The 20,520-nt window shown below is 58.4% G+C and carries 19 protein-coding genes; 8 read left to right on the plus strand and 11 right to left on the minus strand.

The annotated features are described in order from the left end of the window. Positions 1-31: 31 nt before the first annotated feature. The 9 genes from dnaN to EET67_RS00180 all read right to left on the minus strand — a co-directional run bounded on the left by dnaN (position 32) and on the right by EET67_RS00180 (position 9,049). Positions 32-1,150 carry a DNA polymerase III subunit beta gene (gene dnaN / locus EET67_RS00140; RefSeq protein WP_128624182.1) on the minus strand — a complete coding sequence of 373 codons (1,119 nt, stop codon included), beginning with the start codon at positions 1,148-1,150 and terminating at the stop codon, positions 32-34. Positions 1,151-1,357: 207 nt separating this feature from the next. Continuing rightward, the gene (gene dnaA / locus EET67_RS00145; RefSeq protein WP_128624183.1) at positions 1,358-2,896 is read right to left on the minus strand and encodes a chromosomal replication initiator protein DnaA; all 1,539 of its coding nucleotides are present in this window, start codon (positions 2,894-2,896) and stop codon (positions 1,358-1,360) included. A gap of 799 nt (positions 2,897-3,695) precedes the next feature. Next, positions 3,696-3,962 carry a 30S ribosomal protein S20 gene (gene rpsT / locus EET67_RS00150; RefSeq protein WP_128624184.1) on the minus strand — a complete coding sequence of 89 codons (267 nt, stop codon included), beginning with the start codon at positions 3,960-3,962 and terminating at the stop codon, positions 3,696-3,698. Positions 3,963-4,136: 174 nt separating this feature from the next. Then, the gene (locus EET67_RS00155; protein WP_128624185.1) at positions 4,137-4,910 is read right to left on the minus strand and encodes an enoyl-CoA hydratase; all 774 of its coding nucleotides are present in this window, start codon (positions 4,908-4,910) and stop codon (positions 4,137-4,139) included. Between the two features lie 29 nt (positions 4,911-4,939). After that, positions 4,940-5,830, minus strand: coding sequence for a bifunctional DNA-formamidopyrimidine glycosylase/DNA-(apurinic or apyrimidinic site) lyase (gene mutM, locus EET67_RS00160; protein ID WP_128624186.1), 891 nt, complete (start codon positions 5,828-5,830; stop codon positions 4,940-4,942). Beyond that, complete coding sequence (locus tag EET67_RS00165) at positions 5,823-7,061, minus strand: phosphopentomutase (protein ID WP_128624187.1); 1,239 nt, start codon at positions 7,059-7,061, stop codon at positions 5,823-5,825. Before EET67_RS00165 ends, mutM begins: the two co-directional genes overlap by 8 nt. Positions 7,062-7,205: 144 nt before the next feature. Then, positions 7,206-7,844 (minus strand): TadE/TadG family type IV pilus assembly protein, encoded by a 639-nt coding sequence (locus EET67_RS00170; protein ID WP_128624188.1) that lies wholly within the window; start codon positions 7,842-7,844, stop codon positions 7,206-7,208. A gap of 46 nt (positions 7,845-7,890) precedes the next feature. Then, complete coding sequence (locus tag EET67_RS00175) at positions 7,891-8,481, minus strand: TadE/TadG family type IV pilus assembly protein (RefSeq protein WP_128624189.1); 591 nt, start codon at positions 8,479-8,481, stop codon at positions 7,891-7,893. 133 nt (positions 8,482-8,614) lie between these two features. After that, positions 8,615-9,049, minus strand: coding sequence for a pilus assembly protein N-terminal domain-containing protein (locus EET67_RS00180; protein WP_128624190.1), 435 nt, complete (start codon positions 9,047-9,049; stop codon positions 8,615-8,617). 220 nt (positions 9,050-9,269) lie between these two features. Between EET67_RS00180 and EET67_RS00185 the strand changes: the two genes are divergently transcribed. From EET67_RS00185 to EET67_RS00220, 8 genes are all read left to right on the plus strand, one after another. Next, the gene (locus EET67_RS00185; protein WP_128624648.1) at positions 9,270-9,791 is read left to right on the plus strand and encodes an A24 family peptidase; all 522 of its coding nucleotides are present in this window, start codon (positions 9,270-9,272) and stop codon (positions 9,789-9,791) included. Positions 9,792-9,983: 192 nt separating this feature from the next. Further along, entirely contained in the window at positions 9,984-10,802 is an 819-nt protein-coding gene (cpaB, locus tag EET67_RS00190; RefSeq protein WP_128624191.1) for a Flp pilus assembly protein CpaB, read from the plus strand. After that, positions 10,799-12,370 (plus strand): type II and III secretion system protein family protein, encoded by a 1,572-nt coding sequence (locus EET67_RS00195; RefSeq protein WP_425359486.1) that lies wholly within the window; start codon positions 10,799-10,801, stop codon positions 12,368-12,370. The genes cpaB and EET67_RS00195 overlap by 4 nt, the downstream gene beginning before the upstream one ends. 26 nt (positions 12,371-12,396) lie before the next feature. Next, entirely contained in the window at positions 12,397-13,110 is a 714-nt protein-coding gene (locus EET67_RS00200) for a CpaD family pilus assembly protein (protein WP_245450668.1), read from the plus strand. Between the two features lie 29 nt (positions 13,111-13,139). Beyond that, positions 13,140-14,423 (plus strand): CpaE/TadZ family protein, encoded by a 1,284-nt coding sequence (locus EET67_RS00205; protein ID WP_170313199.1) that lies wholly within the window; start codon positions 13,140-13,142, stop codon positions 14,421-14,423. A 29-nt stretch (positions 14,424-14,452) separates the two neighbouring features. Continuing rightward, the gene (locus EET67_RS00210) at positions 14,453-15,952 is read left to right on the plus strand and encodes a TadA family conjugal transfer-associated ATPase (protein WP_128624194.1); all 1,500 of its coding nucleotides are present in this window, start codon (positions 14,453-14,455) and stop codon (positions 15,950-15,952) included. 13 nt (positions 15,953-15,965) lie between these two features. After that, complete coding sequence (locus EET67_RS00215) at positions 15,966-16,979, plus strand: type II secretion system F family protein (protein ID WP_128624195.1); 1,014 nt, start codon at positions 15,966-15,968, stop codon at positions 16,977-16,979. A gap of 6 nt (positions 16,980-16,985) precedes the next feature. Continuing rightward, positions 16,986-17,981 carry a type II secretion system F family protein gene (locus EET67_RS00220; protein WP_128624196.1) on the plus strand — a complete coding sequence of 332 codons (996 nt, stop codon included), beginning with the start codon at positions 16,986-16,988 and terminating at the stop codon, positions 17,979-17,981. On the opposite strand, the gene EET67_RS00225 is transcribed toward EET67_RS00220, so the two are convergent. After that, entirely contained in the window at positions 17,978-18,748 is a 771-nt protein-coding gene (locus tag EET67_RS00225) for a TetR/AcrR family transcriptional regulator (protein ID WP_165899741.1), read from the minus strand. The genes EET67_RS00220 and EET67_RS00225 overlap by 4 nt on opposite strands. 48 nt (positions 18,749-18,796) lie before the next feature. Next, on the minus strand, positions 18,797-20,425 hold the full coding sequence (locus EET67_RS00230; protein ID WP_128624198.1) for an AMP-binding protein: 1,629 nt from the start codon (positions 20,423-20,425) through the stop codon (positions 18,797-18,799). Positions 20,426-20,520: the final 95 nt, after the last annotated feature.

Raw genomic sequence — 20,520 nt, forward strand, 5'->3', positions numbered from 1 at the left:
TTCATCGACCTGCAATCAGCAATCTTCCCGCCTAGACGCGCATCGGCATGAGCACGTAAAGCGCGTGCTCATCGGACGTGTCATGGATCAGGGTTGGCGACCCGGCGTCGGCCAGCATGAACTTGGCCTCGCCGCCTGAAAGCTGCGCGGTCACGTCCAGCAGATATTTTGCGTTGAAGCCGATCTCGATCGGATCTGCCGAGTAGTCCGCGGCCAGTTCCTCGACGGCGCTGCCGGAATCGGGATTGTTGACGGCAAGCGTTACCTGGCCATCGGAAATGGACAGCTTGACTGCGCGCCCGCGCTCGGACGAAACCGTCGAAACGCGGTCGACCGCTCGGGCAAAGCTCTCCCGGTCGATGATAAGCTGCTTGTCATTGCCGGTCGGAATGACACGCTGATAGTCCGGAAAGGTGCCGTCGATCAGCTTCGATGTCAGCACGACGCTGCCGATGGTGAAGCGGATCTTGGTATCTGAAAGCTCGGTGGTGACTGCGACATCCGGATCATCGACCAGCTTCTGCAATTCGCTGACGGTCTTGCGCGGAATGATGACGCCAGGCATTCCCTCCGATCCGGCAGGCGCGTCCATTTCGGCACGTGCCAGTCGGTGTCCGTCGGTCGCAACCGAGCGCAGTTTCAATTTTCCGGCAGCTTCGATCGTGTGGAAATAGATACCGTTCAGATAGTAGCGCGTCTCCTCGGTGGAGATGGCAAACTGCGTCTTGTCGATCAGGCCCTTCATGGCCGCCGATTCGATGCGGAAAATATGCGAGAACGAGCCGGCCGTCAGTTCCGGGAAATCGGATTGCGGCAGGCATTGCAAACGGAAGCTCGAACGGCCGGAAATGACCGACATGGCATTGCCGTCGTCGTCGGTCTTCAGCATCACCTCTGCGCCTTCCGGCAACTTGCGCACGATTTCGTAAAGCAGATGCGCAGGAACCGTCGTCGCGCCGGCCTGTTCCACGCTTGCCGCCGTTGCCTCGGTCACTTCGAGGTCGAGGTCGGTCGCCTTCATCTCAAGGCTGGCACCTTCCGCATTCAGCAACACGTTCGACAGAATCGGGATGGTGTTGCGCCGTTCGACCACGCGGTGGACATGGTTGAGGGATTTCAGAAGATTTGAGCGTTCCAGGATAACACGCATGACGAACCAAGCTCGCTTGAATGAAGAAACAGAACCCCAGGATCGGATTTCTGCATAGAGTCCAACATTGTTGGAAGCCGGTCAAATTGACAGGAAAGAGCTGGGAAACGCAAGCCCGCGGCGGCGTTGAAGAACACTTCCGCAGGCTTTTTGGGGATAACCTATGCGGCCGGCGACCTCTCGGCGAGGTCGCCTCAGCAATCCGTCTCAGGCCTGGTCGGTGATTAGGCGGCGAAGCAGTTCAAGCTCCTGCGCCAGCGTATTGTCGCCGCCCGAAAGGTCTTCGATCTTGCGCACGGCATGCAGCACCGTGGTGTGATCGCGGCCGCCGAAGCGCCGGCCGATTTCCGGCAGCGAGCGCGGTGTCATCACCTTGGCCAGATACATGGCGATCTGGCGCGGTTTGACGATGGTGCGGGTGCGGCGATTGGACAGAAGTTCCGTCTTCGACACATTGTAGTGCCGCGCGACAATCCGCTGGATGTCTTCGATGCGTACGCGCTTCGGTTCGCCGGCGCGGTAGATGTGGCCGAGAATCTCGTCGATACGTTCGATCGTGATCTGCGGCTCGAAGGACTGCCGGAAGAGGAGCTGGTTGAACGCACCTTCCAACTCGCGGCCGCTGCCGGTCACGGTGCGCGCGATGTGGCAAAGTATATCCTCGCCGATATTCAGGCTTGGGTCTTCGATCTTGGCGCTTGCCAGCCGCAGCTTCAGCATCTCAAGGCGCATGCTGTAGTCTGGGGTCAGCATTTCCAGCGCCACACCGCCGTTCAGGCGCGAGCGCACGCGAGGCTCCAGCGACTCAAGCTCCGACGGCGGGCGATCGGCGGCAACGACGACTTGCTTGGCGCTGTCGAGCAACATGTTGATCAGATGACAGAACTCATGCTGGATCGACTTGCCCTGCAAGAATTGCATGTCGTCGATAATCAGGAGGTCAATATCGCGCAACTGCTCCTTCAGGGTCAGGGCATTGTTATCACGGATAGCGGTGGCGAAGCGCCACATGAAATATTCAGCGGTCAGATAGACGACGCGGGACTTCGGATTCTGTCGCAGCGACTCCGCGGCAATTGCCTGCAGAAGGTGAGTCTTGCCGAGGCCGACGGTGGCATGAAGAAAAAGCGGATTGAACCGCGAGGTCGATTCGGCAACCGTGCGTGCCGCAGCCAGCGCCACTCGGTTGGACGGACCTTCTATGAAGGACTGGAACGTATAGCGGGGATCAAGCGGTGAGCCGAGGACGCTTTGCCTGCGCTCGTCATGGCTGTTGCCGGAAGGCAGCGGCGTGGCCGCACGTTCCGCCTTGATGTTTCCTGCCACGGTTCCGGCCGAAAGCGCGGTGTGCGTGTGCCGCATGGCCTTGCGTGCAGGCAGGTGTTCGGCCTCTTCCGCGACGGGCGTCAGGCGCGTTGCAGTGCGCACGACGATTTCCACCTTCAGGACGTCGGGATCTTCCTGCTTCCACAGATCCGCGATCATGTCGAGATAGTGGCTGTTGATCCACGAGCGAAGGAACGCGGTGGGCACCGAAATCCGTACGAGGCCCTTCGACGTTTCCGCAATCTTCATGCGCCCGAACCAGCTTGAATAAACCTCGCTTCCGAGCCGTGCTTTCAACTGGGCCCTTACACGGTCGAATACCTTGTCCGAGCCACTTGAAGCCGTCACGCCGTTCCCCTCGATCATATCCACTGGAAATGAAAAGCCCGACTTGGCTTTTTTGTCCATGCCGCTCTGCATCGTCGCAACCCTCGCCTTCCATATTATTCGGGTCCGCCGCAAATATTCCGCATCTCGCGGCCGACCATCTTGCTCACAAAATCCCTGCCGGCACTGTGCCGGCGTCTTTTCCAAATCTCTCAGACGGCAAGTCTGATGGACGCAGCAAAAATCACCCTCCGGCCCAACGGCCAGACCCCAATTCTCCTCGCAATGTCGTCTTGCCCCACTCGCCATTCACACGTGAAAAGGACAAACCAAGCTGCCCGCGGAACCTGGTCCCGCGTTCAAAATTTTACAATTTTTTGCTAGGTGTTCAGGCCATTGGCCCGTCCCTTTCGATAGGTAGGACATTACAAAAAAGGCTGTGGGCAGGGCAAGGCCGCGTCTAACGGATTTTTAACGAATCTGGTTAGGGAAATGCTTGACTCCGTAGTGGATTGACCGTGCCAAACCCACAAAAGCGTTTCGATTCAAAACCTTTCATCGAGGATAAGAAATAGAACCGCTGAAGGGAAAATATTTTAAATAATTCGCTTGACAGCGAATTGTTCACCGGCCGCCCGAGGCATTATGAATAGCCTGTGGATAAACTTGTCTAACACGCTGATTTAAATAAATGATTTCCGCCGCCGCATTTGTTTGCAGCGATCGCGAGTATTGTCTGTTTAAATCAGGAATTGCGAATATGCCGGCAAATAAATCCGACCATGGCGCAAGCGTGCCATTGCGGCGAATTGAGGCCGCTATCAAGCTATTGTTCGGCAAACGAAAAAACCCGGCAGTGAGCCGGGTTCGGTATTCGTAATGCGGCAGCGTGTCAGGCCGACAGCGTCTTCAGGCGCTGTGCAAGACGCGAGACCTTGCGCGATGCAGTGTTCTTGTGCAGGACGCCCTTGGTAGCAGCACGCATCAATTCCGGCTGGGCAGCCTGGAACGCGGCCTCGGCTGCCGTCTTGTCGCCGGCGGCCAGTGCTTCTTCGACCTTGCGGACAAAAGTGCGGACACGCGAGCGACGATTCTTGTTGCTTGCCGTACGGCGAGCGATCTTACGCGTTGCCTTTTTGGCCGAGGATGTATTGGCCATGATGCCTCTCTACTGAGTTTCAATGATGAGCCCCGATGCTTATTCGGGGCGCAAAAAACAGTCGGGCAGCCACAAGGCCGCCTCGGTTGGTGCGGCTTATAGTGCAGCTTTTCCGGTCAGTCAACGCCCTTTGCGCATCGACATGGCGCGTCGAGGTGCTGCGCGTGTCTCTGCTCAACGGTTTTTGAAGTTTGCCTGGCGCTTTTCAGTGAATGCCGCCATGCCTTCCTTCTGGTCCTCCAGCGCAAACATCGAATGGAACAGCCGGCGCTCGAAGCGCAGGCCTTCCGAAAGCGTGGTTTCGTAGGCGCGATTGACGGCTTCCTTAGCCATCATCACGGCGGGAAGCGAAAATCCGGCTATCTTGGCCGCCGCCTTGAGTGCTTCTTCCAGCAAATCGCTGGTAGCGACAACGCGCGACACCAACCCGGTCCGTTCGGCCTCCGCTGCATCCATCATGCGGCCGGTAAGGCACATATCCATGGCCTTGGCCTTGCCTACGAAACGTGTAAGCCGCTGCGAGCCGCCCATGCCGGGCATGACGCCCAGGGTGATCTCGGGTTGCCCGAATTTGGCATTGTCGCTGGCGATGATGAAGTCGCACATCATGGCCAATTCGCAGCCGCCGCCAAGTGCATAGCCGGACACGGCCGCAATGATCGGCTTGCGAATGCGCGTGAAGTCCTCCCAGCCGGAGAAAAAGTCCTCCATATAGGCGTCGACATAGCTTTTCGACTGCATTTCCTTGATGTCGGCGCCGGCGGCGAAGGCTTTTTCTGACCCGGTGATCACAATTGCGCCAATATCGGCATCGGCCTCAAATGCCCGGCAGGAAGCCAGGAGATCTGCAAGCACCTGGCTGTTCAGCGCGTTCAGTGCCTTCGGCCGGTTCAGCGTCACGAGGCCGACCTTGCTACGGGTTTCGACGATGATCGTTTCATAAGCCATCGGACGTTCCTTTAGGATTGGCGAAGATCTCAATGTTGGCATGTGGGACAATAGAATGTCGACCGCCCGCTCTGCACGATGCGCAGGATGTGCCCGTCGCAGCCTGGTTTCGGACAGGCTTCACCTTCGCGGTTGTAGACCGAGAACGAATGTTGGAAATACCCCATGGAGCCGTCGGTGTGGACATAATCGCGTAAGGACGAGCCACCGGCCTCGATTGCTTCGGCAATCACGCCACGAATAGCGGTGGCCAGCTTTTCGCAGATTTCTGCGCTCTTCTTTCCGCGCGCCACAATCGACCCGGTCGATCGCAACGGTGAGAGGCCTGCGCGCCACAGGGCCTCCGATACATAGATGTTGCCCAGGCCTGCGATCAGCTTCTGGTCGAGCAGTGCCGCTTTGAGTGGCGCCTTTCTTCCCGCGAAGAGGTTAGCCAGAAGCTTGCCGCTGAGCGTATTGCCCGTGGGCTCGACGCCCAGCCCTGACAGCATCGGATGGTCGTTGGCGTTGCCTTCCGCAAAAAGCATGAAGCCGAAGCGCCTTGGGTCGTTGAAGATAATACGTGCAACGTCTTCTTCCGGCGAGGCGACATGGAACACGACATGGTCATGCGCCTCGGCCTTGGAGCGTTCATGATGGAAGGTGCCGGGCGTTGTGGTATCGCCATCGCGCTCGATGCGGAACGAACCCGACATGCCGAGATGGCAGATCAACACCAGACCGTCTTCGACATGGGCGGTCAGATATTTCGCGCGCCTGCCGAGCGACAGCACTCGCCGGCCAGTCAAGCGCTCAGTGAAATTATCGGGAAAAGGAAAGCGCAGATCAGGCCGTCTGGTCTCCACGCGGATGATACGCCCGCCCTCTAGTACCGGTTGCAGGCCACGCCGGACCGTCTCGACTTCGGGCAGTTCAGGCATGGTGTCTGATCGCGGTGTGAAAAGAGGTTCCGTGGCGACCCGCGGCCAGGCTGAGGTGCTCTGCCACGGTTTCTCCGATATCGGCGAAGGTCCGCCTCAGCCCGACATTTCCGCCGGGCATTCCGGGCATGATACCGAAAATTGGCACGCGCTCTCGTGTATGGTCCGTACCCGACCAGGTCGGATCGCAGCCATGATCCGCTGTAAGCAGGAGCAGGTCTCCCGGCCTGAGGCGTGCAGTCGCTTCGGGCAGGCGCCGGTCGAACGCTTCAAGGGCGGCCGCATAGCCGGCGACATCACGCCTGTGGCCGAACAGTGTGTCGAAATCGACGAAATTGGCAAATACCAGGTCGCCGTCGCGCGCTTCGTCCATTGCGGTCAGTGTGGCGTCGAACAAGGCCATGTTGCCTGCCGCCTTCCTCACTTCGCTGACCCCGCGGTGGGCAAAGATATCGCCGATCTTGCCCATGCCGATGACTTTGCTTCCGCGTGCGGTCAGGCGGTCGAGCAGGGTCGGTTCGGGCGGCGGAACGGCAAAATCGCGCCGATTGGCGGTGCGCTCAAAATCTGCAGGGTTTTCGCCGATGAAGGGACGGGCAATGACCCGCCCAATGTTCAAAGGATCCACCAGTTTGCGGATGATGCCGCACAACTCATAAAGGCGCTCCAGTCCGAAATGCCTCTCATGTGCGGCGACCTGGAAGACCGAATCTGCCGAGGTGTAGCAGATGGGCATGCCTGTCCGGATGTGCTTCTCGCCATATTGCGCGATGATCTCGGTGCCCGATGCGTGGCAATCGCCAAGAATGCCAGGAAGCTTTGCCTCGCGGATGATGGCAGCAGTCAGGTCGGCCGGAAAGGTGGGACGGGTGTCAGGGAAATATCCCCACTCGAAGGGAACCGGTACGGCGGCAATCTCCCAATGACCTGAGGGCGTGTCTTTGCCGCTGGAGATCTCGTCTGCCGTACCGTAAAAGGAGGAGGGCAGGAGTGGAACGTCTGCTTTGACCACGTAGCCTGTGGCGGCCTCGGCTGCACGGCCCAACCCGAGCGCCAGCATGTTGGGAAGCTGCAGTGGCCCGTCGCGCAATCCGGTGCGATCAGCGGAGCTGGCCGCGCATGCTTGCGCAATGTGGGAAAAGGTGTTCGCTCCTGTGTCGCCGAAGCGTGCAGCGTCGGCAGCGCCGCCGATGCCGAATGAATCGAGAACGAAGAGGAAAGCACGCGCCATCGGGAATTTCTGGCTCAATTTGCCGGGGTCAGAATCCAGACATAGGATTTGGTGCGTGCGTTGGCAATTCCAAACGCTTGGAGCGGCGTGCCCGCTACTTCACCTTGAGCACGACCGAGGAGTGTCTTGCTTCTCAAGCCGCGTTCAGCAATTGCTGCAGCTTATTTCTTTGCTCATGCGCGGTCGCATGTAATAAGTTTCACTCATGGAGATTCCGTCGAAGGCGGCAGCCAGGCCAAGTGCAGGCTTGCCGGACGCCGACCAGGTTATGACGGGTTTGTAGGCAAGGTCGCTTTCGACGCGTATCAGGAAGGTCCTTTCGATGGTACCCTGGTCGAACATGAGGTCATCGGGGATTGTGGCGGGCGAGCCAGACGTATACGGCCTCGTATATATTCCGTTTTCCATCTTCACCGACCATGCCACGGTTGCTACCGGCGATGGGCTGTAGCTGACATTGATTGCCGTAATAACGATCGTGGGCTTCGACCTCGAATAGGGCTGGAGGATCGACTGTCCGATATCCATGATCGCTTTCACGTCTTCCAGTTTCACGCTTGATTGCTGCGTGACGAGATCGGCCACCATGCTGCCGATGCGGCCAACCTTCTTGTTGGCCTCGATGCCTTGCGATACTTCCATTGTTACGAAATACATTGATAGCAGCAGCGGCGCGATGAACGCGAATTCCACCGCAGCGATGCCACGCCGATCGAGAAAGAGCCGACAAGCCCGCTTCAGCAGGCAGGATGTCGCCGATTGTGCCCCCGCACGAAAAAACATTCCCGTTGCCCCTTGGTTTATCTGCTGTCCGACAGATCGTGTCCCCTTAGTCAAAAGGCTCATTCTGCCAGGTCGTGGCAGCAAAATGCAGCGTCTTGCCACCTTCCAGATTGGACATTGCCGCTCTCATGAAGTCGGTGATCACTGGCCAGGCATAGAACACCCGCAACATATTGATTGATTGCGCGCCTCCGGGGTCCACCTTGTAGCCACCCAGGTCCGGTTGTCCGTTCTTTGTCAGCACGATCTGTTTGTCGAGGATCTTGAAACCCGTCGCCGCCGCTTCCGCGAATGAAGTGTATGCCCGAAGGTCGACTTGAAGCCCTGGGCAGCCATCAGTGACCATGACCCCGATCCGATCGCAGATCATCGTCCTCAACAATTCTTCTGTAAGTTGCGGGTCTTTCCGCAGCTGGCCGGTGCGAAATTGCCGGGCGACGTCGTCTGTTGCATTGGCAAGCACCTGCTGCCCTGCAAAGGAAATGCAGCTTTCCAATATTGCGAAGGTCAGCGCCGCGAAAGGCAGTGCAAGGACCGAAAATTCGATAGCGGTGGCGCCGCTTCTATTTCGAAAGAATCTCGATAGAAGGCCAGGTTGCTTTGAGGCTTTGCGTTCCGTCTTGGGAGCAGTGCTCATCTCCGTGTCCGCCGATCCTAGTTTGGTGTCAGCAAGACGTTAGAGCAAATCCGTTGCAGTCCGGTTTGGATGGCCAGTAAAGTTTCAGCCAACTTGTTTACTGGCTGCTAAGCAAACTGGCCGGCTGAAACTTTTAGCGACCGGCACTCATTTCGGCTTCCGAAACGCGTTCGGCCTCGCTCTTGTACGAGCTCTCGCAATAGGGTGTGCAGGACATCGTCTGGACCTCCGCGCGCCGATAGATGCGCACGGATGATGCCTCATCGCGACCAACGGTAACCTGCTCGTCCACGATTGGGCTGCCGTCCCGGTCAAGCACCACCAGGTTGGTCACGCCAAACCCCTTGCCGGTGAGCACGATGGTTGTTGCGTCCTGGACGGCAGCGTCGGCGATAGCTGGATTGCCGATGACGATTGTATCGGCGGCCCGTGACAGCCGGACGATTTTTGCCTGGTTCATCACCACATCGATGCCGGCGCCAGCCGTAGAAGGCGCTGAAAGGGCACAGGCTGCCGTGATGATGGCAAGCGTACCGGCAAGACGGAAAGTTGTTTTCAGCTTGGCCATGCGGCGCTCCGGCAAAGGAAGTGTTGTAGGGAAAATGAACGATATTGGTGAACCAAGCGTTAAGTGCAATCCATCCGGACTGTGGCCGCTCCCGCAAGAACAACCCATAAAGCATGTTCGACGCTGATCATCGGTTACAGATGTGCGCTGGGGACTCATCAATCCTTAATCGAAGTGTGGTCAGGCTCTATGCTGTTGTTTCCGTGCATGTGTGATGCCAATGCTTGAAGCGCTGATCTTCGTGGTTTTCCCCTTCTGCATGCTCTTTGCAGCGATCTCCGATACGCTGTCGATGACCATAGCCAACCGCGTGCCGGTCCTCCTGGTGCTAGTATTTGCCGTGGTCGCCCCGATGACCGGGATGGATTGGGCCCAATATGGGCTGCATTTTGCGGCGGGCGTCACGGTTCTTCTGGTTACATTCGCTTTGTTCGCGATGGGAGGCATGGGCGGAGGTGACGCCAAGCTCCTTGCCGCGAGCGCGGTTTGGATGGGCATGGGCATCCCGCTTGTCAAATATATTGTCGTTTCGGCTGTCCTGGGCGGAGTGCTGACGCTCGCGATCCTGAGCTATCGCAAATCGGCAATCGCCGTATTTACCAGCCGTAACATGTTCATGCGCAATTTCGCCGAGGGAACCAATGGCGTGCCCTATGGTATCGCGCTCGGCGCCGGCGGGCTGCTTGTCTTTCCTGAGTCGCCTCTCATGGTCTGGGCTCTGGAGCAACTGGCGACACAATAGATGCGTTTGCACTTTGCCTTACGCTCGATTGAGCAAGTCTTACTGGCTTCATTACAGCAAAGCAGACATCGGCAAGTCGTGGTAACCTAAAATTAAGCACGATCGTAAGGACAGCATTAACCTTAATTTGACGATTGCCGATGCAACCTCCGTCCTGGCTTTGAGGGTTTGCCAGGGGCGAGGTTCGGCAAGATGGTTGCATCCCGACTGATTATTCTGGGCGTGGCAGTCGCCGCGGCGGGTGGCGCCGGATATGTCGCGAAAAACATGGCGGCGCTGGCGCCGCAGGAAATCACCAACGATACCGACGCCGCCGAACCCGGGATCCAGCTTGCCGATGTGCTTGTGCTGTCAGGCGATGTGCCGATAGGCGGCTCTCTGGATGGACAGCTTAGTTGGCAGTCCTGGCCCGTGGACGGCATAAGTGCCGGTTTCATCACCCGCGCGACCGATCCGGAGGCGCTCGAAAAGCTCAAGGGTTCCCTTGCCAGGGTCGCCATGTATGGTGGCGAGCCGCTGCGGCGCTCCAAGCTGGTCGGCGAAGGCCAGAGCTTCATGTCCTCCATCCTGCCATCGGGCAAACGCGCCATTGCGACCCGCATCGCCGCCGATACTTCCGCAGGCGGTTTCATCCTGCCCAATGATTTTGTCGATGTGATCATGACGCGCCGCGCCGACCCCGAGGTGGCGGGCGGCAGCGGTTTCATTACCGAAACGATCCTGAAGAACATCAAGGTCCTGGCGATCGACCAGGCCATCCAGGAAGACGAGGAAGGTCGCCGGGTCAAGGTCGGCGAGACGGCGACACTGGAACTGACGCCGCAGCAGGCCGAAATCATCACGGTCGCGCAGCAGATGGCCGATCGCCTGACCTTGTCGCTGCGTTCCATTGCCGACACCCAGCAGCACCCGCAGGAAGAGGCCGACTATCTCGTGTCCGGCAATGGCCGGCGCGGCACGGTACGCATGATCAAGTCAGGGGAAGTTTCCGAAGTGGGGGCAAGGAAATGACGTTGAACAGGGCAATCTGCGCCGTTGCTCCAGGCGTTGTTCGGAACACCGCGAGGGTCTTTGTGCTCGCCGCAGCCGCCGGTGCCATGCTGGTGGCCGAATCCGGCTTTCCTGGCTTCGTCGAAGCGCAGGCCGGCAAGGCTGTCCTCGGTCAGTCGGCCAAGCAAGGCCAGCGCATAAAGCTCGGTTTGAACAAGTCGATCGTTATCGACCTGCCCGCCGATGCCTATGACATTCTCGTTGCCAATCCTGCGGTTGCCGACGCCGTTACCCGAACCGCGCGGCGCATCTATCTGTTCGGCAAGGCGGTGGGCGAGACGAATATCTTCGTCTTCGGTCCGAATGGCGAGCAGATCGTCAGTCTTGAACTGGCGGTTGAGCGCGATGTGGCCGGCTTGGAAGACTACATCAAGCGGTTCATTCCCAATTCCGACGTCAAGGTCGAGCTGATCAACGACAACGTCGTGCTCACCGGCACGGTTGAAACGCCGCTTGATGCCAAGCGAGCGGAACAATTGGCGACGATCTTCGTCAGTGGCGGTGAGGCGACGACCGGGCAATATTCGCAGACCGCTTCCGGCGGTTCTTCCGATGGTGGTGTGGACATCAACAACCCGGATTCCGAGCGGCGGGTAAGCAGCATCGTCAATATGCTGCAGATCATCGGCGAGGATCAGGTGACTTTGAAAGTCACTGTTGCCGAGGTCAGCCGCAACGTCATGAAGCAGCTCGGCGTCAACATGATAGCCAGCGACAGCAATGGCATCGCGTGGGGAGCCATAAGTGACAGTATTCCTGGGCTGGGTAAACCGCTGTCTGCGTCGCAGGTGTCGCTCGGAACCTCAACAATCGACGCCTATGTCAACGCCATGGAGCAAGCCGGTGTCATGAAAACACTGGCCGAGCCGACATTGACCGCCGTGTCGGGCGAGAAGGCGACCTTCAAGGTCGGTGGCGAGTTCAATTTGGTGACCAACCAGAAAGCGGATGAAGGCACCGGCGGAACCGTCTACGAAATTGAGAAGCTCGAATATGGTATTGGCTTGGAATTCCAGCCGGTAGTGCTTTCCCCTGGTCGGATCAGCCTCAAGGTACGAACATCTGTCTCCGAACCGACCAATGAGGGGTCAGTCACACTCTCAGGTGGCTTCCAACGTGGCCAACGCTTCAATCAACCGGGTATGACGGCCCTTTCCATCCGCAAGCGGCTTGCCGACACCACGGTCGAATTGCCCTCCGGCGGCTCCATGATGATTGCCGGTCTGGTGCGCGACGACATCAGGCAAGCCATCAATGGCCTGCCTGGTCTTTCAAAGATTCCTGTACTCGGTACGCTGTTTCGCAGCCGTGATTTCGTCCGCAACGAAACCGAGCTCGTCATCATCGTGACGCCCTATCTGTCGAAGCCGGTGGCACGGGCGGCGCTGGCCAAGCCAGACGACAATTTCAACGCCGCCAGCGATGGCGCGGGCATGTTTCTTGGCAGGGTTAACCGAGTTTACGGCACCATGCAGACCAGCAGACCGAACGGCCGTTATCATGGCGTCGTCGGTTACATCTACAAATGATCGGGGGACGGGCCATGTTCAAGGCAATGTTTGAGGCCGGCCCAGCCGGTGCATATGAAAGGCCGAATAGATGGGCTGGGCCCTTGCTGGCAATGATGGCCGCCGCCCTGCTCACGGGCTGTGCCAACCGCAGCGACAGCATCACCGTTGGCGCCATTCCGGACGATTATCGCACCAATCATCCGATCGTCATTGGCGAAAAGGATCAGGTGCTCGACCTGCCGGTTGCCGCCAGCGATCGCGGCATGACGCAAATGCAGCGCGTGGCGTTACAAGGCTTCCTGGCCGACTATGATCGCAGTGCCGCGCCGGTCCTGACAATCCTGGTTCCTGCAGGAACGCCCAATGCGGTGGCGGCAGGCGAGGCTGGGCGTGATTTTGCACGCCTGGCACGGGCACGGGGTGTGCCGGACGGACGGGTGTTCATTTCTTCCTATCAGCCCGCGACGCTGGCTGCTTCAGCGCCGATCCGCGTAGCTTATACCGCCATGAAGGCGCAGACCGGGCCTTGCGGCCGCTGGCCGGAAGACTTGGCCGACACTACCGAAAACAAACACTACGCTAATTTCGGCTGTTCCTATCAGAACAACCTGGCCGCCCAGATCGCTAACCCGGCTGATCTTCTCGGACCACGCCAGCAGACGACGATCGATGCGGAAAACCGCGGCAAGGTCATTGACGACTATCGTAACCGGCTGATGACGCCTGATTTCATCCGCCAATCCGAAGTGGATTTTTAGACCGCACGAAGGTCACGGAGAGAATGAATATGAGCAATCTCGCCTATGACTCGGTCTCTGAGGATAGCGAAACGCCGCAGCAGGACATTGCCGCCATGAGCGCGTTGCGGCCGGTGCCTCGCATTTCGATCCAGGCATTTTGCGAGACCGAGAGCATCGCCGGACCCATTGAGCGCGCCGGCGAGGACCGGCGCATGGCCAAGGCGCATCTGAAGGTCCATATGGGCGGTGTGGCGACGGCGATCGAATTCTATCAGAGCGCGCCCACCCCCAATCTGATCATCCTGGAATCGCGCAGCGAGCCGAAGGCGCTGTTGGGTTCCTTGCGGGAGCTTTCAGAGGTTTGCGACCCGACCTCCAAAGTGGTGATCATCGGTCATTACAACGATGTCGGCCTGTACCGGGAACTGATCCGGGCCGGCATTTCGGAATATGTCGTGGCGCCGATCTCGATGGCTGATATCGTCAGCGTCATTTCTTCCATTTTCGTCGATCCGGAGGCCGACCCTATCGGTCGTTCGATCGCGTTTATCGGTGCCAAGGGCGGTGTGGGGTCTTCGACCATCGCCCACAATGTTGCCTGGAGCATGTCCAACCTGTTCAGCTCGGAAGTGGTGGTCGCCGACCTCGATCTTGCTTTCGGAACGGCCAATATCAATTTCGATCAAGATCCCGCCCAGGGCATTGCCGAGGCGGTATTTTCGCCCGAGCGAATTGACGAGGTCTATCTCGATCGCCTGCTTGCCCAATGCGCCGAGCGGCTGTCGCTGCTTGCGGCACCATCGACGCTCGACCGCGTCTATGACTTCGATCCCGAAGCCTTTTCGCAGATCATCGATACAGCGCAGCGCAGCGCGCCTGTCCTGGTGCTCGACGTACCGCATGTCTGGAGCGGATGGTCCAAAAGCACGCTGATGCAAGCCGATGATATCGTCATCACGGCAACGCCCGAGCTGGCCAATCTGCGTAATGCCAAGAATCTGATCGACACGTTGCAGAAGCTGAGGCCCAATGATGCGCCGCCCAAGCTGGTCATCAACCAGGTCGGCATCGCCAAGCGGCCGGAGATTTCCGCGGAAGATTTTGCCGAGCCGCTGGGCATCACACCGCTGGCAGTCATTCCGTTCGAACCGCAACTCTTTGGCAATGCCGCAAATAACGGGCGCATGTTGGGTGAGATGGATGCCAAGAATCCCATCGTCCAGATCGTCAACGAGATGGCGCACGTCCTGACCGGGCGAAGTGAGATCAAGGCAAAGAAGAAAATCGGGCTCGGCGGCATTCTTGGCAAATTGAAGCCGAAGAAGAAGTGATCGTCGGACGGCGGGATTGGTAGCTGATCATGTTTGGCAAAAGAGGCAATGACGACGGACGCCGGGTAACACCGGAATTTCGCGCGCCAGCCCCCGTACTCACGCAGCCGGCCAAGGCGGAGATAACCCAACCTTCCCAACCAGTGCTTGAGCCGCGATTGGCTGCGGCTGCTCCTGCTGCGCCGCGTCGCCCTGTCGAAGCGCCACCGCTCGCACCCGAACCGCGCCGGCCTGCTCGGGAACGTGGCGAGAGTTACTACGACACCAAATCCCAGGTATTTTCGGCGCTGATCGACACCATCGACCTGTCGCAGCTTGCCAAACTCGACCCCGACGGTGCGCGTGAGGAGATCCGCGATATCGTCAACGACATCATCGCGATCAAGAACTTTGCGATGTCGATCTCGGAGCAGGAGGAACTGCTCGAAGACATCTGCAATGACGTGCTGGGCTATGGGCCGCTGGAGCCGCTGCTGGCGCGCGATGATATTGCCGACATCATGGTCAATGGCGCCAAACAGATTTTCATCGAAGTCAATGGCAAGGTCGAGGAGACCTCGATCCGGTTTCGCGACAACCAGCAACTGCTCAATGTCTGCCAGCGCATTGTCAGCCAGGTAGGCCGGCGTGTGGATGAATCCTCACCGATCTGCGATGCGCGCCTCCCCGACGGTTCGCGCGTGAACGTCATTGCACCGCCCCTTGCGATCGATGGTACGGCACTCACCATCCGCAAGTTCAAAAAGGACAAGCTGACGCTCGATCAGTTGGTGAAGTTCGGTGCCATTTCGCCCCAGGGTGCCGAGGTGCTCAAGATCATCGGCCGCGTTCGCTGCAATGTCATCATCTCGGGTGGTACCGGTTCGGGCAAGACGACGCTGCTAAACTGCCTGACTAATTATGTCGATCGCGACGAGCGTGTCATCACTTGCGAGGATTCGGCCGAACTCCAGTTGCAGCAGCCCCATGTCGTACGGCTCGAAACGCGCCCGCCCAATCTGGAAGGCGAGGGTGAGGTGACGATGCGCGATCTGGTCAAGAACTGCCTGCGCATGCGGCCCGAGCGCATCATCGTAGGCGAAGTGCGCGGACCCGAGGTTTTCGATCTGCTCCAGGCGATGAATACCGGCCATGACGGCTCGATGGGGACGATCCACTCCAACAGCCCGCGCGAGTGCCTCAACCGTGTCGAATCCATGATCGCCATGGGTGGCTTCAGCCTGCCGCAGAAAACCGTGCGCGAGATCATCGTCGGCTCGGTCGACGTCATCATCCAGGCTGCGCGTCTACGCGACGGCTCCCGCCGTATCACCCACATCACTGAGGTGATCGGCATGGAAGGCGACGTCATCATCACGCAGGACCTCGTCGTCTACAATATCAAGGGTGAAGATGCGTCCGGGCGGTTGCTCGGCGAACATGTATCGACCGGCATCGGCAGGCCGCATTTCTGGGATCGGGCCCGTTACTATGGTGAGGAGCAGCGCCTGGCGCTGGCCCTGGAGGCCATGGAAAAGCAGGCGAACTGAAGGATTGGTTCCGATGTTCGGGTTTGACAATACGGTTCTGGTATTCGTCCTGCTCGCTGGCCTCAGTGCCGGCGCAGTCGCTTATGCCTTCCTTGTCAAATCTATGGAAAGCGAGAAGAAAGTCGGCAAGCGGCTTGAGACGATCAAATATGCCGAGACCGACCGCTCTGTCGTCAAAGCTGCTCGCGACCGGGTAACCGAAGCCGCCAAGCGTCGTAAGTCGGTACAGGACTCCTTGAAGGAACTCGACGAGAAGCAGAAGGCCCGGAACAGGCATCTGAAGAAGCCGCCCTTGCGGATACAGATGCGGCAGGCGGGCCTGCAACTGGCGATAGAGCGCTTCTACATCTATTCCGCCGTCGGCGGCGTTGCGCTGACCTTTGTGGCCTTCTTGCTGGGGGCTCCGACACTTGCGCTGCCGGGTGCCTTCATTGCCGGTGCGTTTGGTATCCCGCGCTGGGTAGTGTCGTTCCTGCGGGCGCGCAGGGTGAAGAAATTCCTGAACGAGTTCCCCAATGCGTTGGACATCATCGTGCGCGCGGTCAAGTCCGGCCTGCCGCTCAATGACGGCATAAGGCTGATCGCCAATGAAGCGCCCGAACCGGTCAGGACCGAATTTCGCAGGATTGTCGAAGGGCAGCAACTCGGGCTTTCCATCCCCGATGCGGCCATGCGCATGTCGGAGACCATGCCCTGCGCCGAGGCCGGCTTCTTCGGCATAGTAATCCAGATTCAAAGCCAGGCGGGTGGCAATCTCTCCGAGGCGCTTGGAAATCTGTCTCGCGTTCTGCGCGACCGCAAGAAGATGAAGGCCAAGGTCCAGGCCTTGTCGATGGAGGCGAAGGCTTCGGCAGTTATTATCGGGGCGTTGCCGTTCATCGTGGCCTTCCTGGTCTACCTGTCGAGCCCCACCTACATCATGCCGCTTTTCACTACGAGCACCGGCAATCTTATCCTTGGCATTGCTGGAATCTGGATGTCGATCGGCATCTTCGTGATGCGCAAGATGATGAATTTCGAAGTGTAGGATGAGATGACAGACCAGATCGTCAAGTCGCTTACCGACCCGGCTTTTCTCGTAGCGCTTCTGGTTGCTATCGCAGTTTTCGCCACGGTCTTTACGGTCATGCCCGCGCTGACTGGCGACCCGCTCAAGGCGCGCATGAAAACAGTTGCCCTGGAGCGCGATGAATTGCGCGCCAGGCAGCGGGCACGGCTGGCCGCCGAGGCCGAGCGGCGGCGCAAAGGGGGGCTGCGGGAAGTCCAGTCCACCGGCATGCGCAACATCGTTGACCGCCTCGATCTGAAACGTGCGCTGGCGGATGAAAACACGCTGAACAAGCTGAAGGTTGCCGGTTTTCGCGGCCAGAACCCGCTCACGAAGTTCCTGTTCTTCCGTCTTGTGCTGCCATTTGTCGGGCTTGCCCTGGCCGGCTTCTACGTGTTCGTTCTCGATGGACTCGCCGACCGGCCCTTGCTGGTAAAGATGTTCGCCTGCATAGCGGCTGCCTATGCCGGCTTCTACGCCCCGAATATCTATGTCAGCAACCGCGCCACCAAGCGCAAGCAATCGATCCAGATGGCCTGGCCGGATGCGCTCGATCTGATGTTGATCTGCGTAGAGTCTGGCATGTCGATCGAGGCCGCCTTGCGCAAGGTCGCCGACGAGATCGGTTCACAATCAGTCGATCTTGCCGAAGAGCTTGTTCTTGCCAATGCCGAATTGTCCTATCTGCAGGAACGCAAGCAGGCCTATGACAATCTGGCCAGCCGTACCGGGCTGGAATCCGTCAAGGCCGTTGCGCAGGCTCTGGTCCAGGCCGAACGCTACGGCACGCCTGTGGCGCAGGCTTTGCGTGTTCTGGCCAATGAGAGCCGTGAAATGCGTATGAATGCCGCGGAAAAAAAGGCAGCGGCACTGCCGCCAAAGCTCACGGTGCCGATGATCCTGTTCTTCCTGCCGGTTCTTTTCGCCGTCATACTAGGCCCGGCCGGGATCCAGATCAGTGAGCGAGGCGGGTTGTTCTAGAGTCCGATAGACTTCTCCTTGTCGTCTCCTCGCGGGTCGCAAAGATAGCTCAAGACGACATCCGTCACATGCTTGCGGCGTGTTTCCAGCCAATCCGGATCGGTCAGATCGGTCTGCAAGGTCCATGACATCGTATATTTGTTGGCAAGATGCACCCAGCATAAGGCAAAAATGGTAAGCCAAAGCTGCGTCGGGTCCGGATTTCGGACAAATACCCCGACCTCCTTGCCTTTTTTCAGCATGGCCTTGACGGAGCTCGACAGTCGCGTGGTCATCGCGGGGACGAGTTCGGATTGTTTCAGGTACTGGGCTTTCAGGATATTCTCATTCATCACGATGCTGATGAGATCGGGATTCTTGGCAAAATGCCGGAAGGTGAAGTCGACCAGCCGTTCTAGGCCTAGGCAGGGATCTTCATCCTCGAAGTGAAGGTCCTGTTCGGCGGCGCGAACGGAACGGTAGACCTCTTCGATAGCGGCAATGTAAAGCTGCTCCTTGTCGGTGAAGTAGTGATAGAGCATGCGCATGTTCGCATTCGCGCTCTTCGCTATATTTTCGACCCGGGCCCCACTAAAGCCTTTAGCTGCGAATTCGCTTACGGCCGCATCGAGGATACGCCGGCGCGTTGCGGCTGGGTCCCTTGGGACATAGGAGTGCTTACGCTGGCCGCTCGCCTTCTTGCGGGTCTTGCTGGCCGCTTCCTTGGTGCTTTGCTTCCCTTCGGTTGCTTTCGCAGTTTTGGTATTCGGAACGGTTGGCTTGTCCAATTGTGCTTCTCCCGCGACGGCTAGTGATCTGCTCATACGCTCTAAAGATCATTGAGCGACGATATTACGGGCTCGCGCGCGCAACAGGTGCTTTTGGACCTTGCCGGTAGAGGTCTTGGGCAAGGGGCCGAAGACGAATGTTTTTGGAATCTTGAAACGCGCCAGGTTGCTGCGGCAAAACTCGATCAGTTCGGCTTCACCGACCGGATCGACGCCTTCCTTCATGTCTATGAAGGCACAAGGATGCTCGCCCCACTTGTTGTCGGGTCGTGCCACGACCGCAGCTTCATTGACGGCAGGATGACGAAAGAGAATCTCTTCAATCTCGACAGACGATATGTTTTCACCACCCGAAATGATTACATCCTTGGCGCGGTCCTTGATCTCGATATAGCCATCGGGATGACGCACGGCCAAGTCTCCGGTGTGGAACCAACCTCCTGCGAACGCTTCCCCGGTCGCTGTTTCGTTCTTGAGATAACCCATCATCACCGTATTGCCCCGGAGCAGTATCTCGCCGACATCCTTGCCATTGGCTCGGACTTCCAATCCCGATGCCGGATCGGCGACGATGGCCTCTTGCATGGTAACCAAGCGAACTCCCTGGCGGGCCTTGTTCGCAAGCTGGGCGTCATAGGACAGTGAATTCCACTCGGGCTGCCATTCGCATATCAGGCTGGGTCCGGTGGATTCGGTCAGTCCGTAGATGTGCATGACCAGAAAGCCAAGCTTCTCCACGGCTGACATCACTGACGTCGGGGGAACCGACCCACCGGTGAGGATTCTTACGGGGTGATCGAAACTGCTCGTCTGCCTGGCGGCGAGCTCAGCCAGCATATTGAGCACGATTGGCGCCGCACTCAGATGTGTCACGCCTTCCTGGCGGATGATGGCATAGATCGCCTGAGGATCGATCCTGCGCAAGCAGACATGGGTACCCCCCGCTGCCGTAACCGCCCACGTATGGCTCCAGCCGTTGCAGTGGAACATTGGCAGTGTCCAGAGGTAGACACTTTGGTCATTGAGCTGTGCGGCGAGCACATTTCCGAGCGTATTCAAGTAAGCGCCACGGTGATGACAGACCACCCCCTTGGGATCGCCAGTCGTCCCCGATGTATAGCCCAAGCTGACAGGCGACCACTCATCCGTGATCCGGTCTATGGATGCGATCGGGTCCGCTTTCTGCAGAAACGCCTCGTACTGCTCCTCTTCATCGCCGAATGGCCAGGCCTCATGCCCTATGACAACAAGTGGCACCGAGATTCCGGCAATGGACATTGCTTGACGGATCAGCGTCAAATATTCGCTGTCCACCAGAACGATCTTTGCATCCCCATGCCGCAGACAGAAGCCGAGTGTGGTCGGGTCCAGGCGCGTGTTGAGCGCATTGAGTACGCCCCCCGCCATCGGTACTCCATAATGCGCTTCGAGCATTGCCGTGACGTTTGGTGCGATGATTGCAACGGTGTCGTCTCGTTCAATGCCGCGATTGATCAGCGCGGATGCCAACCTGCGACAACGCTCATCGAACTGTCGGTAGCTGAAGCGCCTGTCACCATCTATTACAGCAGTTTTTTCAGGGTAGACCGCTGCGGCCCGGGATAAGAACGAGACCGGAGTGAGGGGCGCGTAATTGGCTTGGCACCGTTCCAGCTCTCTGTATGCATTGCTCGGCATTTTTTCTCCCGGCGACAATTTCGATATGCACGATACAATTGAATTGTATAATAAGTAAGAATTTTTTTCACAGGTACGATCCGCCCATACGGCGA

Origin of the sequence: Borborobacter arsenicus, from assembly GCF_003934165.1 — a bacterium.
GTDB classification, from domain to species: domain Bacteria; phylum Pseudomonadota; class Alphaproteobacteria; order Rhizobiales; family Rhizobiaceae; genus Pseudaminobacter; species Pseudaminobacter arsenicus.

What these genes read in the sequence shown, in the direction of transcription:
- dnaN (WP_128624182.1), bottom strand. Translation starts at nt 1,150, where the DNA reads ATGCGTGTTATCCTGGAACGCTCAAATCTTCTGAAATCCCTCAACCAT.
- dnaA (WP_128624183.1), bottom strand. Translation starts at nt 2,896, where the DNA reads ATGCAGAGCGGCATGGACAAAAAAGCCAAGTCGGGCTTTTCATTTCCA.
- rpsT (WP_128624184.1), bottom strand. Translation starts at nt 3,962, where the DNA reads ATGGCCAATACATCCTCGGCCAAAAAGGCAACGCGTAAGATCGCTCGC.
- EET67_RS00155 (WP_128624185.1), bottom strand. Translation starts at nt 4,910, where the DNA reads ATGGCTTATGAAACGATCATCGTCGAAACCCGTAGCAAGGTCGGCCTC.
- mutM (WP_128624186.1), bottom strand. Translation starts at nt 5,830, where the DNA reads ATGCCTGAACTGCCCGAAGTCGAGACGGTCCGGCGTGGCCTGCAACCG.
- EET67_RS00165 (WP_128624187.1), bottom strand. Translation starts at nt 7,061, where the DNA reads ATGGCGCGTGCTTTCCTCTTCGTTCTCGATTCATTCGGCATCGGCGGC.
- EET67_RS00170 (WP_128624188.1), bottom strand. Translation starts at nt 7,844, where the DNA reads ATGTTTTTTCGTGCGGGGGCACAATCGGCGACATCCTGCCTGCTGAAG.
- EET67_RS00175 (WP_128624189.1), bottom strand. Translation starts at nt 8,481, where the DNA reads ATGAGCACTGCTCCCAAGACGGAACGCAAAGCCTCAAAGCAACCTGGC.
- EET67_RS00180 (WP_128624190.1), bottom strand. Translation starts at nt 9,049, where the DNA reads ATGGCCAAGCTGAAAACAACTTTCCGTCTTGCCGGTACGCTTGCCATC.
- EET67_RS00185 (WP_128624648.1), top strand. Translation starts at nt 9,270, where the DNA reads ATGCTTGAAGCGCTGATCTTCGTGGTTTTCCCCTTCTGCATGCTCTTT.
- cpaB (WP_128624191.1), top strand. Translation starts at nt 9,984, where the DNA reads ATGGTTGCATCCCGACTGATTATTCTGGGCGTGGCAGTCGCCGCGGCG.
- EET67_RS00195 (WP_425359486.1), top strand. Translation starts at nt 10,799, where the DNA reads ATGACGTTGAACAGGGCAATCTGCGCCGTTGCTCCAGGCGTTGTTCGG.
- EET67_RS00200 (WP_245450668.1), top strand. Translation starts at nt 12,397, where the DNA reads ATGTTTGAGGCCGGCCCAGCCGGTGCATATGAAAGGCCGAATAGATGG.
- EET67_RS00205 (WP_170313199.1), top strand. Translation starts at nt 13,140, where the DNA reads ATGAGCAATCTCGCCTATGACTCGGTCTCTGAGGATAGCGAAACGCCG.
- EET67_RS00210 (WP_128624194.1), top strand. Translation starts at nt 14,453, where the DNA reads ATGTTTGGCAAAAGAGGCAATGACGACGGACGCCGGGTAACACCGGAA.
- EET67_RS00215 (WP_128624195.1), top strand. Translation starts at nt 15,966, where the DNA reads ATGTTCGGGTTTGACAATACGGTTCTGGTATTCGTCCTGCTCGCTGGC.
- EET67_RS00220 (WP_128624196.1), top strand. Translation starts at nt 16,986, where the DNA reads ATGACAGACCAGATCGTCAAGTCGCTTACCGACCCGGCTTTTCTCGTA.
- EET67_RS00230 (WP_128624198.1), bottom strand. Translation starts at nt 20,425, where the DNA reads ATGCCGAGCAATGCATACAGAGAGCTGGAACGGTGCCAAGCCAATTAC.